Annotated in this window: 9 protein-coding genes; 5 read left to right on the plus strand and 4 right to left on the minus strand. The window is 41.4% G+C overall.

Annotation, left to right across the window (positions count from 1 at the left end):
- Positions 1–91: 91 nt before the first annotated feature.
- The 3 genes from trpA to ndhL all read right to left on the minus strand — a co-directional run bounded on the left by trpA (position 92) and on the right by ndhL (position 1,585).
- Positions 92–919, minus strand: coding sequence for a tryptophan synthase subunit alpha (gene trpA, locus V7K79_RS05110; RefSeq protein ID WP_335045308.1), 828 nt, complete (start codon positions 917–919; stop codon positions 92–94).
- Positions 920–1,036: 117 nt separating this feature from the next.
- Positions 1,037–1,348, minus strand: coding sequence for a DUF3007 family protein (locus V7K79_RS05115; protein WP_335045310.1), 312 nt, complete (start codon positions 1,346–1,348; stop codon positions 1,037–1,039).
- A gap of 24 nt (positions 1,349–1,372) precedes the next feature.
- A complete protein-coding gene (ndhL, locus tag V7K79_RS05120) occupies positions 1,373–1,585 on the minus strand; it encodes an NAD(P)H-quinone oxidoreductase subunit L (RefSeq protein WP_335045312.1) in 213 nt (70 codons plus the stop codon).
- Positions 1,586–2,677: 1,092 nt separating this feature from the next.
- On the opposite strand from ndhL, the gene V7K79_RS05125 reads away from it, so the two are divergent.
- Positions 2,678–4,003: a hypothetical protein gene (locus V7K79_RS05125; RefSeq protein WP_335045314.1), complete on the plus strand. Its 1,326-nt coding sequence runs from the start codon at positions 2,678–2,680 to the stop codon at positions 4,001–4,003.
- A 12-nt stretch (positions 4,004–4,015) separates the two neighbouring features.
- Here the strand turns inward: V7K79_RS05125 and V7K79_RS05130 are convergent, their stop codons facing one another.
- The gene (locus tag V7K79_RS05130) at positions 4,016–4,936 is read right to left on the minus strand and encodes a lysylphosphatidylglycerol synthase transmembrane domain-containing protein (protein WP_335045316.1); all 921 of its coding nucleotides are present in this window, start codon (positions 4,934–4,936) and stop codon (positions 4,016–4,018) included.
- Between the two features lie 341 nt (positions 4,937–5,277).
- Between V7K79_RS05130 and V7K79_RS05135 the strand changes: the two genes are divergently transcribed.
- The 4 genes from V7K79_RS05135 to V7K79_RS05150 form a co-directional block, all read left to right on the plus strand.
- Entirely contained in the window at positions 5,278–5,844 is a 567-nt protein-coding gene (locus V7K79_RS05135; RefSeq protein ID WP_335045318.1) for a DUF6658 family protein, read from the plus strand.
- Between the two features lie 99 nt (positions 5,845–5,943).
- Positions 5,944–6,543, plus strand: coding sequence for a hypothetical protein (locus V7K79_RS05140; protein ID WP_335045320.1), 600 nt, complete (start codon positions 5,944–5,946; stop codon positions 6,541–6,543).
- Positions 6,544–7,225: 682 nt separating this feature from the next.
- On the plus strand, positions 7,226–8,761 hold the full coding sequence (locus tag V7K79_RS05145; protein WP_335045322.1) for an AAA-like domain-containing protein: 1,536 nt from the start codon (positions 7,226–7,228) through the stop codon (positions 8,759–8,761).
- Positions 8,754–10,917: P83/100 family protein (locus tag V7K79_RS05150; protein ID WP_335045324.1), on the plus strand; the 2,164-nt coding region annotated here is incomplete at its 3' end. The genes V7K79_RS05145 and V7K79_RS05150, both read left to right, overlap by 8 nt.

Here is a 10,917-nt window from a genome sequence, read left to right on the forward strand (position 1 = left end):
GGGAGAGAGAGGTTGCCGTCGGCAACCTCTCTCTCCCTCCTTAAAATGATTATCATTTTTATGGACTGTATATTTTATTCTCTGGAAGTCCCTAATCAAGAGGAGTATTTGTGCTGGTGTTGGTGGTCTTGATGGCTGCCTTAAGACTTTGGCAAAATTGGGCGATCGCCGATAGTCCCTGCTCTGGTGTCCCTTGGGCTAACCGTTTGACAACAGCGCTACCCACGATCGCCGCATCTGCGCCCCATTCCTTTACCTGAAGGGCATGGGTAGGTTCGGAGATGCCAAAGCCTACACCAATGGGTTTATCAGTAACACTACGAATTTGTTGGAGTAAATCAGACACGCGGTTTTCCAGTTGCGATCGCACCCCTGTAACTCCTGTGACGCTGACTAAATAAATAAATCCTTGGGAAGAACGAGCGATCGCTTCTATGCGTTGAGCAGAACTGGTGGGAGCGATTAACAAAATTACGTCAATTCCCATTTCACTAGCTGGTTGGAGCAAGCCTGCTGCTTCTTCCAAGGGCAAATCTGGTACTACCAATCCTGCAACTCCAGCTGCCGCAACTGAAGAGAGAAATTTTTTAATTCCCCGATGCAGAATTGGGTTGTAGTACATAAATAGGATAATAGGCGATCGCAATTTGGGAGTAATCCCTTGCAACATTTCTAGCACCTGCTCTAATTTCGTTCCCCTTTGTAAGGCGCGAGTAGCAGCAGCTTGAATTACTGGCCCATCAGCCAGAGGATCAGAATAGGGTATACCCAGTTCTATAATGTCGGCTCCACTACGATCTAGAACTTCCAACGCTTTTGCTGTTGTTTCTAAATCTGGATCGCCAGCCGTAATAAACGGAATCAGAGCGCACTCACCATTTTTCCCAAGGGTTTCAAAGCAATCAGAAATTGCAGTCATTTTAGTCAAGTGTCAATAGTCAGTGGTCATTGGTCAGCGATCATTGGTCAGTGGTCATTAGCTTTAGGCAAGTTACAAAAGACAAATGACAAATCAGACAACTGACCAATGATAACTTTACACCTGAGATTGCTTTTCTTGTTCTATTTCGGCTTGAATTCGTGCTAGTTCTTCGGGAGTAAGCTCGTCTAGCCGTTGTTGCAGAAAGTCTTGCTCATACTGTTCCCGCTGTTGATGGTAGGTCATTTTTTGTCCCACCGCACGGAAAAAATAGGTGGCTAGCCAGCCAACTAACCCACTGACTAGTAAGACTTGGCTCCATATACCAGCTTTCTGATTATCCAAGCCAACTAGCTGCAATCCCAAGTATGCCAAACCGCCGGCAATAAAAACACCCAAGCCAATTCCAATAGCGTCAATCCGTCGCATGAGAGTTATGACCTACCAATCTCGTTAAACTTGAATTTGTCGCCGTTGGGGTCGAAAATTTGCAAACGGCGATAGAACCAACAAACCTGGAAAGAAGAAAAACACCAAAAAGTACATAAAGACACGCTCAATGGAGCTACATACATACCAACGCTGCTTCAGGTACAGCAAGACAGCAATGGGGATTACTAAAAGGTAAGCTCCAGCTAAAATCAGATACAGCAGGGCGACAATCATAACTTTATTTGTCTAAGCATCTGTTTTCCATCATAGGCTGAAGAGACAGACTCAGAGAAGTATAGTCATAATGCTTTCAACATAACTGCGCCAGAATTCCTCGAAACAGCTAACAAGCAGGCGAAAGCCCAGCAAAGCTGCGCTAGAGTATTTTTACTGTGGGCGATTCAACGGATTTGATGACAAAAGCTAATATCATGCTATTATGTGAATCCACTAGTAAAAAAATGCTCTAGTCAAACAAAATCGAAAACTTATCCAGATTAATTACGAGAAAACCAAGAAAATTTCCAACTCTGTTAAGCGATCGCACAATCTGGAAAAAATATTTTCAATCTAGTTGGACAAAAGACACAATTGATGGTGGAATATATAAGGAGGTATTGCTACCTCTAAAAAATAACTAGTTAGACTAGTTGCTTAATACCTTTGGGGGTGTGGCGGAATGGTAGACGCTACGGACTTAAATAATTGAGCCTTGAAGGAGAAATCCCTCAAGTGGAAGCTCTCAAACTCAGGGAAACCTAAATCTGGTGACAGACATGGCAATCCTGAGCCAAGCCGAAAAAAGTCCTGAGTGCTGAGTTATTAACTCCTAACTCTTAACTCATAATTATTCGGAAGGTGCAGAGACCCGACGGGAGCTACCCTAACGTTAAGTCGAGGGTAAAGGTAGAGTCCAATTCTTAAAATCTGAGCTGGCTATTGTCATCAGGTAGCAGTGAAAACTGCGGGAGAATGAAAATCCGTTGACCGTAAAAGGTCGTGTGGGTTCAAGTCCCTCCACCCCCACTAAAAACTTAAAATACCGAAAAGCTTCGATAGAAGGCATGGGCGGGTTATATCTAATCTAGAGATTAACTCGCCCATATTCATATATGTATGGTCTTTCAAAATTATAAATAAGTAATTTCACTAACCTATTTGATGAAGGATTAAACAATTTGTCTTTAATACTTTATTTAGAGTCCTAGTTAATCAAATTTATGTAAAAAAATGACTGAATTTCTGAAGAATAGATTCATGCTCCTGTTCGCTAAGGTTAAGCTGATAATAATATGAACAGGAAGCCTTTTTGTCCTGATAACTGAAATGACCACTAATCGTTTATCAATTAGTCAGGAAAATCCGTATTGTGTTACGTCTAACTCTAGACAATTAGATGTGCAAACTGCCCAAGAAGAGGTTTATAGCTTCTTTGTGAAAATTGTTAATAAATTGTCCCCAGAGGATGTTTTACGAGAATTCAAAGGTTTATTTATAGACGGTCTTGATTCTGAATATTCTGATTCTATACCACCTGGAATATATAGAATTTTTGTAGATGATAATGAACAGGAATTATATAATACACTTAAGCGGTGCTGTTATATCATCATTAATAATTGGAAAACTAATAGAAAAGATAAATATACTCAAGAACTAATTAATCTATTTATTAATGAAAATCTGAAAGTTAAAGATAGTAATCCTCCAGTAATAAAAACTTGTAAAATTTTGCTGGAGAAGTTTGTCAATAGCAAAGATTACAAAGATTTAAAATTATTTGCTACTAAATATGAAGAATCATCTAAAGGTCATTGGGCTAATCGCTACACTTCCTATTTATTGATCGATCAATCTGTTAATAATAATAACCCTAAAGAGCAACAAGAGGCTGCTAGAAGGCTTTCTAAACAGATAAAAGATAAATTTAAGTTTGAACTAGCAATGTATATTGCTCGTTCTCAATCTGCTGTCTCAAGCACAACACGCTATAAAAATCCTAGTATTTTAGGAGATCAAGCTCTGCGCTTGATAAAAGCAATTGTTTTAAAAAAGGGCGTATTTAGTCATGATAATATTGCCCATATATTTATTAAGCAAACTGAAAATCAAACTCTGAAGGAATTTAAAATAAATCTGGAAAAATATCTATTTTTCTCTGTAGAAAAGCAAGAATTAGTTGAGACTTGGCGGCGGCACTTTGCAGATAGGTTATCTTTATGGAAGACAGATTATAATCAAGAAGTTATTAGTAAAGAATTGTTTTTAAGAACCTGTAATCGAGTAATTGATTACTTGACAACAGAAAATGCTAAAGAGCCTTCACAATTATTTATCTTATTAATTAACCAAGGTCATGCTCTCACGTTGGTAATTATACTATTAAAGATGATTTTGATTTGTAAAAATTCTCGGAGACATCTAGAAACTCGGATTGCTCATTTGATTCGTTATTACGAAAGATATTCGGAAGATGAATGCAAAGGAGTCATAAATTTTATCGAGATTTTTAATATCACATTCGCCATTTATGCAGAAAATGTAGAATATAACTTGATAAAGATAGAAGAAGAAAAACAAAGCAGTAATCAGCAATTAAATCTGGATAGTTATCGTGTGTTTTCACAAATAAAGGTAGATAGACAAAAATAAGTTTTGCCTGATTTATGATTTAGCAACGCGTTCGTCTAACCATGCTAGGGCAGCACCCGCAGTTTCAGCTAGAATACTAATGAGGCGATATAAAGCGATCGCACTAAATACTAAGGCAGCTGGAAAATGGTGTCGTAAAAGCTCATACGCAGTCGCTTCAAATACACCTAACCCACCAGGCGCACCCGGTATAACAAACCCCAATAACCAAGCGCAACTAAAAGCCCCGAATAATAAAGGAATTTGATTCGCATTCAACGAACTCAAGGCGAACATAGTTAATATAAATCCAGTGGCGCGTAATCCCATAAAGCCCACTTCTCCTAACAAAGGGCGTAAAGGGTAGCTTTTAAGACTGAAGGGAATGCTTGGTTGAGTAGTATCAGCAGACTTTTTGGCTTTTAATCTATATAAAAAGCGAATAACTGGGTTTAAAAACCAGGGATGAATTGCACAAAGGACTACAGCTAAACTCAGGAATTGTAGTATTTGGATCGCAAAGGTAGTATTCACTGCCGCAAATTGGCTACTGCATAGGACAATGATAATTAAAGCAGCCGCTAGCATGAGTAACGGTTCCAGCAAAACGCTTAAGGTGGCTGCACCTGTAGGAATATTGGCATTTTTGGCGGCGACAATTCGCCCGTAGTGATGCCAGATATTACCTGGTAAATACTTCGCGATGTTCGTTTTTAGGTAAACTTGAATGAATTGGGAAGATGATACAGGTTGATTTAACTCTTGAAGAATCCAAGTCCAGATCCAGCCTGCCCAAGTATGAGCTAGTAATGTTACCCCTGTAGCGATCGCCATAATTGCCCATCCGATATCATCAATGCGGATAGCTGTCACCTCAATCCAATTATCCTTCAAAGCTTTCCCTAAAAAAAACAGCGTTCCCCCCAAAATTATCCAGCGTAAAAATTGCTTCATTAATTTAGTAATTTAACGGTTAGAGCAACAAGGGCTGAATGCCTCAACTATTACAGTACATTAGCTATCTATGCAAAACTTTTGAAGTATTAAACAGGTTTATGTAGTTTTTTTTTGAATAGGATATTATTTTATTTTATATCTCTCTCCAGTTAGATAAAAATATTCTATTATTAATAATAAAAATGTGGCCTGCGCTAGAGGTACAGTTAATTTTATTATTCATATCCTTAATAGAGGTTATCAAAAGTCAGGGAAGCAACACAAGCACAATAACTTGCTGACTAATCCAATAATTCAGCAAACTATTAGCTTATTAATATTTTGGTAAGGAGAACTACGTGAACGCGGTAAGAGTATTCTTGAAAAAAATAAAATTGCGCCAGATATTAACTATCTTTTTAGCTGGACTAATGTTGATAGTTAGCACTGCTTGTACTGGAGCAAATGCTCAAGGTGCAAATCCCCAAAATCCTGCTGTACAAGCTGGGGGAGCAAACAATCCTTATAAGAATGGTGGAGACAATTATACCAACAACAATATGTCCACCGATCCGAAAATAACAAATCCAAAAGCTAATCAGGGACGCGACCAAGCTAGCTTACAACTAAGTTCGCAATTGTTGATTGCTACAAATGGAGAATCTGGGATACTTTATCCTGGTGGCGAGACACCAGCAGGTCGAGTTCAGAAAGAAGCAGAACTGCCAATCATCACAGATAAAGACTTCCGCAAACCTGAACCCGGTGGTTTGATTCAGAATGAATCAAATGTAGGAGAGCGGGTCAAAGATCGTCTTGAGACTGTAAAAGAAGCTGTTGAAGAAGCTTCCGGCTTTTTGAAGAACAAGGCAGATGAAGCGGGTGCTAGACCGGAATTACAAAAAAATCCGGCATTAGGCAGATAGAAGCCTTATTTTGTCTCAATGCTTGAGATTTGAAATAGATTGCAAATGCTATCTTGGTTGAAGTTTAACTTATTCACAAAAATGCAAGGAGTGAGAAGTATGAAAAAAGCAATGACTTGGCTGAAAAACATTCGTCCCTTAAAAGTTTTAACTGTTTTTTTAGCAGGAATATTCTTATTTCTGACACAAGCTTGTGGTGCTCCAGGAATAGCAACACCGCCACCACAACCTGGCGCTCAAGTACCTAATGCCGAGCGATATGATCCTACAAAAGATTATCCTCTGAGTTCTCCGGCTGGTGGGTTGAATAACTTTAGTGATGTAGATCCTAGAGCGCAAGATGAAAAGGCAGCTAATGACAAAGCTGATGCACTAGTAAAAAATGCTCAAAAGAATATTGACCAGAAAGGGGTTAACAGTCCTGGGGAATATATCGACAATTTCAAAAAAGGTACACCTTTGGGTCAAAGAGGGAAAAATTTAGGTGAAGATATCGGAAGTTCAGCTGAAGAACTTGGCAAAGGTCTTGTTAAGGGAACTCAGCGAGGAATTGAAAATATCAAGGGTAATACCCAGAATGCTGCCGAAGACGTGACAAAAAATGTTCAGCGTGGCGCTGAGGATGCTGGTAAAAATGTTAAGCGCACAGCTGAAGATGCAGGCAATGCAGCGAAGAGGACAGTCAGAGACGTTGATTGAAATTAGTTATCCAATGTGTTGTAAAAATTTGAAAGTGCCCACAGACCTATAGTCTGGTGCTACTAAAACAAAGCCTGTCTACGCAGGCTTTGTTTTTGTTTGAGATGAGGTTTAATTCCTTTGAATTCTATTAATAGATATAGCAGGAGGCAGGAGGTAAAACTATTGCTAACTCTCTTCTTTCACCGTTTCCAAATGTCCTAACCTGTGTGACTACGGCTATATCTCTAGAAATTAAATATGCGTTATCCAGAACCCTTGTAGAGACGTAGCATTGCTACGTCTCTACATTATTTTTTATATCTCTAATGAGTGTTTGAACTCCATTAATGAGCCTTTGAACTCCATTAATGAGCCTTTTAGCTCCATTAATGAGTGTTTGAACTCCGTTAATGAGTCTTTTAGCTCTATTAATGAGTGTTTGAACTCCGTTAATGAGTGTTTGAACTCCGTGAACGATTTTTTTGTGCTGTCGGTAATTGCCTGCAACTGCACTGTAGTAGAGTGTAACTAATTAATAGCACCGTGAATAAAATCCTGATTTTTTCTGCTAATCCTCAAAATAGGGAAAAACTGCCCTTAGATGACGAAGCACAGAATTACCCAACTTTTATACCAGATTGACTCGCAACTAGACAAGCTTTTCCACTCAAAAAGCTGAAGGAAGACAAGGTTAATAGTAATGTTAAACTCCCAGGCTAAACGCATCTTCATCAGCTATAAGCGTAATGCTAGCCCCGATGAGCCGGTGGCGATGCAAGTCTTCCAGGCGCTATCGCAGCAGCACAAAGTCTTTATCGACCAAACTATGTCTGTTGGCACACACTGGGCTGAACGTATTGAAGCAGAAATCCGCCAAGCTGATTTTCTGATTACTTTCCTTTCAGCTTTGTCAACCAGCAGCGAGATGGTGGTTGCAGAAATAGAGACAGCACATCACTTGGCAAAATCACAGTCAGGACGCCCGATAATTCTCCCAGTGCGTCTGGCGTATCAAGAACCGTTTGTGTATCCCTTGAGTGCTTACTTAAATGGGATTAACTGGGCATTCTGGAAAGATGTAGAAGATACGCCGCGCCTGATTGCAGAGTTGTTACAGGCTGTTTCTGGCGGTGCATTGGCTATTAGTGAAGAAAAATCGAAAGCAGATTTACTTCAAATAAGTCAGCCGTCACTCCTACCCCATCCCTTTCCTTCAGCACAACCTGTCTCCCTAGAAATGCCGGAAGGGACAATGGAATCGCAATCTACTTTTTACGTAGAACGCTCATCTGATGCCCTTACTTTGCAAACTATTGAGCGCCAAGGTGTGACAATTACAATTAAAGGCCCCCGCCAAATGGGCAAAAGTTCCTTGTTAATCCGCACAATTCATACTGCTGTGAATGTAGGTAAGCGGGTTGCTTTGCTGGATTTCCAATTGTTTGATAAAGCCGCCTTAACTAATGCTGACCTTTTCTTTCGCCAGTTCTGTACTTGGTTAACTGATGAACTGGAAATGACTGATAAAGTTGATGAGTATTGGAATATGCCTTTGGGCAATAGTCAGCGTTGCACTCGTTATGTTGGGCGCTATTTGCTCAAAGAGTTTGGCAATCCCATTGTCTTAGCGATGGATGAAGTTGAAAGGGTCTTTGATACTGATTTTCGCTCTGATTTCTTTGGAATGCTGCGAAGCTGGCACAATAGCCGCGCCACTACTCCCATCTGGAAGCAACTGGATTTAGCACTGGTTACTTCCACTGAACCCTACCAGCTAATTGATAATCTCAACCAATCTCCCTTTAATGTTGGGCTAGTAATTGATTTAGAAGATTTTACAGCAGCACAGGTTGCTGATTTAAACCGCCGTCATGGTTCACCCCTCAACGCTAACGAAGAAAAGCAATTAATCGCGTTACTGGGTGGACATCCTTATTTAGTACGCCTTGCACTTTACTTAGTTGCTAGCGATCGCCTCCATCCTACCGAATTATTTGCCAATGCGATCGCAGATAATGGCCCCTTTGGCAATCATTTACGTAACCACCTTTTTCGGCTGCATAACAAACAGGAGTTGGTTAAGGGTATGTTCCAAGTAATTCGCCAGAACACCTGTGAAGATGAGCGCATCTTTTTCCGCTTGCGGGGTGCGGGTTTAGTGCGTCGCCAAGGGCGTGTAGTGTTTCCCCGTTGTCAACTTTACACCGATTATTTCCGGGAGCATTTGCGTGGTTAATCCAAGCATTTACACCGTTGGCGGCACGGTACAGGCTGGTGGTGGCATTTACATTCCTCGCCAAGCTGATGAGGAATTGCTCAGTCTGTGTGAGTCGGCAACTTTCGCTTATGTGCTGACGCCGCGCCAGATGGGTAAGTCTAGCCTGATGGTACGCACGGCGCAAACTTTAATGGACGAGGGAATTCGCTCGGTAATTGTTGACCTTCAGGAATTGGGGGCAAATGTCACAGCCGAACAGTGGTATTTTGGCTTTTTGGTCAAGCTAGAAGACCAACTGATGTTTGATACAGATGTGGTGAGTTGGTGGCAAGAACACCAGCATTTAGGAGTATCGCAACGGCTAACACAGTTTTTTGAGAGGGTTTTACTGGCTGAGGTTAATGGGCAAGTTGTGATTTTTGTCGATGAAATTGACTCTACCCTCAGCCTGGATTTTACCGATGATTTTTTTATTGCAATTCGTTATCTCTATGTTGCCCGTGCGACTAATCCTGAATTTAGGCGGCTTTCTTTTGTCTTAATGGGGGTAGCGACTCCCGGCGATTTAATCGGTGATGCCAAGCGCACGCCGTTTAATATTGGACAGCGTGTAGATTTAACTGATTTTACCTTTGAGGAAGCTTTACCTTTAGCTGAGGGATTGGCATTATCCAGCAATGAAGCCAACCAGATATTACGCTGGGTGTTGAAGTGGACGGGGGGACACCCATATTTAACGCAGCGTCTCTGTGGTGCTTTGGTTTTGATCCCCCCAACCCCCCTTCAAAAGGGGGGCAATCAATTACCAGTTTTGGAGATTTCCCCAACTACCTTTAGTAAGAGTTCTATTCTTCCCCCCTTCTTAAGGGGGGCTAGGGGGGATCAAGTCTTATCCGCAGCCGATGTAGACAGAATAGTTAACAGCACATTTTTTGGCGCGATGAGTGAGCAAGACAATAACTTGCAGTTTGTCCGCGATATGCTGACTAAACGCTCACCAGACTCGGAGGTTTTGACTATTTACCGCCAGATTCGCCAGGGTAAGCAGGCGGTTGTGGATGAGGAACAGTCTTTAGCTAAATCTCACTTGAAGCTTTCGGGGGTGGTGCGGCGAGAGAATAATGTTTTGCGGGTGCGGAATCAAATCTATCGGCAAGTATTTGATTATAAGTGGATTAATAAACATTTGCCGTTTAACTTGCGCGATAGGTGGGAGCGTCTAAAACCTGCACTGCCTTATGTGGCGGTACTGGTAGTATTTTCGGTTTTGATGACGGGAGTGGCTGTGTATGTGAATGGCGAACGTCTGACTGCCCAAAATGCCAGTGAGAGAGAAAAACAACAGCGTCGAGAAGCAGAAACTCAACGCACTGAGGCAAAGCGTCAGGCTGAAAATGCGCGAACACAGCAGAAAAAAGCAGAGGAACAAAGCCGGGAGGCACAAAAGCAAAGGCGCTTTGCTAATCAGGAGAGTGAAAGAGCTAAAAAAGGAGAGGAGCAAGCAAAGTCTGCACAACAATTAGCTGAAGAAAGGGGAAAAAAATTAGCAAATGCCCTTGAGCAAACTAAAGTGGCTGAACAATTAGCTAGACAAAGACAAGCAGAAGCCGAAAAACAGCAAAAAATTGCCCAAAAACAAGAACAGCAAGCAACTGCCGCTAAAGCAGAGGCGAATAAAGGTCGGATAAATGCCGAAATTCGCGCCGATAGCCTCAAATCACAAAACCTGATGGCATCAAATTTAGAACTTGATGCTTTAGTCGCAGGCTTGAAAGTAGGAAAGCGACTCAAAAAACCAGATAAAAATCTAGAACCAGATACCCAGCTTTTGGCTGTAGCTACACTCCAGCAGGTAATTTATGGAGTTAAGGAACATAACCGACTAGAAGGGCATAGCAGTTATGTCTATAGTGTCGCCTTCAGCCCCGATGGCCAAACTATTGCCTCTGCAAGTGATGACAAGACGGTGAAGTTGTGGAATCTCAAAGGGCAGGAATTACAAACTCTCAAAGGGCATAGCAGTTATGTCAATAGTGTCGCCTTCAGCCCCGATGGCCAAACTATTGCCTCTGCAAGTCTTGACAAGACGGTGAAGTTGTGGAATCTCAAAGGGCAGGAATTACAAACTCTCAAAGGGCATAGCAGTTCTGTCAGGGGTGTCGCCTTCAGCCCCG

Source organism: Nostoc sp., assembly GCF_036917575.1.
GTDB lineage: Bacteria > Cyanobacteriota > Cyanobacteriia > Cyanobacteriales > Nostocaceae > Nostoc.

Excerpts from the sequence above, each read along its gene's own strand:
- trpA (WP_335045308.1), bottom strand. The coding sequence starts at position 919 with ATGACTGCAATTTCTGATTGCTTTGAAACCCTTGGGAAAAATGGTGAG.
- V7K79_RS05115 (WP_335045310.1), bottom strand. The coding sequence starts at position 1,348 with ATGCGACGGATTGACGCTATTGGAATTGGCTTGGGTGTTTTTATTGCC.
- ndhL (WP_335045312.1), bottom strand. The coding sequence starts at position 1,585 with ATGATTGTCGCCCTGCTGTATCTGATTTTAGCTGGAGCTTACCTTTTA.
- V7K79_RS05125 (WP_335045314.1), top strand. The coding sequence starts at position 2,678 with ATGACCACTAATCGTTTATCAATTAGTCAGGAAAATCCGTATTGTGTT.
- V7K79_RS05145 (WP_335045322.1), top strand. The coding sequence starts at position 7,226 with ATGTTAAACTCCCAGGCTAAACGCATCTTCATCAGCTATAAGCGTAAT.
- V7K79_RS05130 (WP_335045316.1), bottom strand. The coding sequence starts at position 4,936 with ATGAAGCAATTTTTACGCTGGATAATTTTGGGGGGAACGCTGTTTTTT.
- V7K79_RS05140 (WP_335045320.1), top strand. The coding sequence starts at position 5,944 with ATGAAAAAAGCAATGACTTGGCTGAAAAACATTCGTCCCTTAAAAGTT.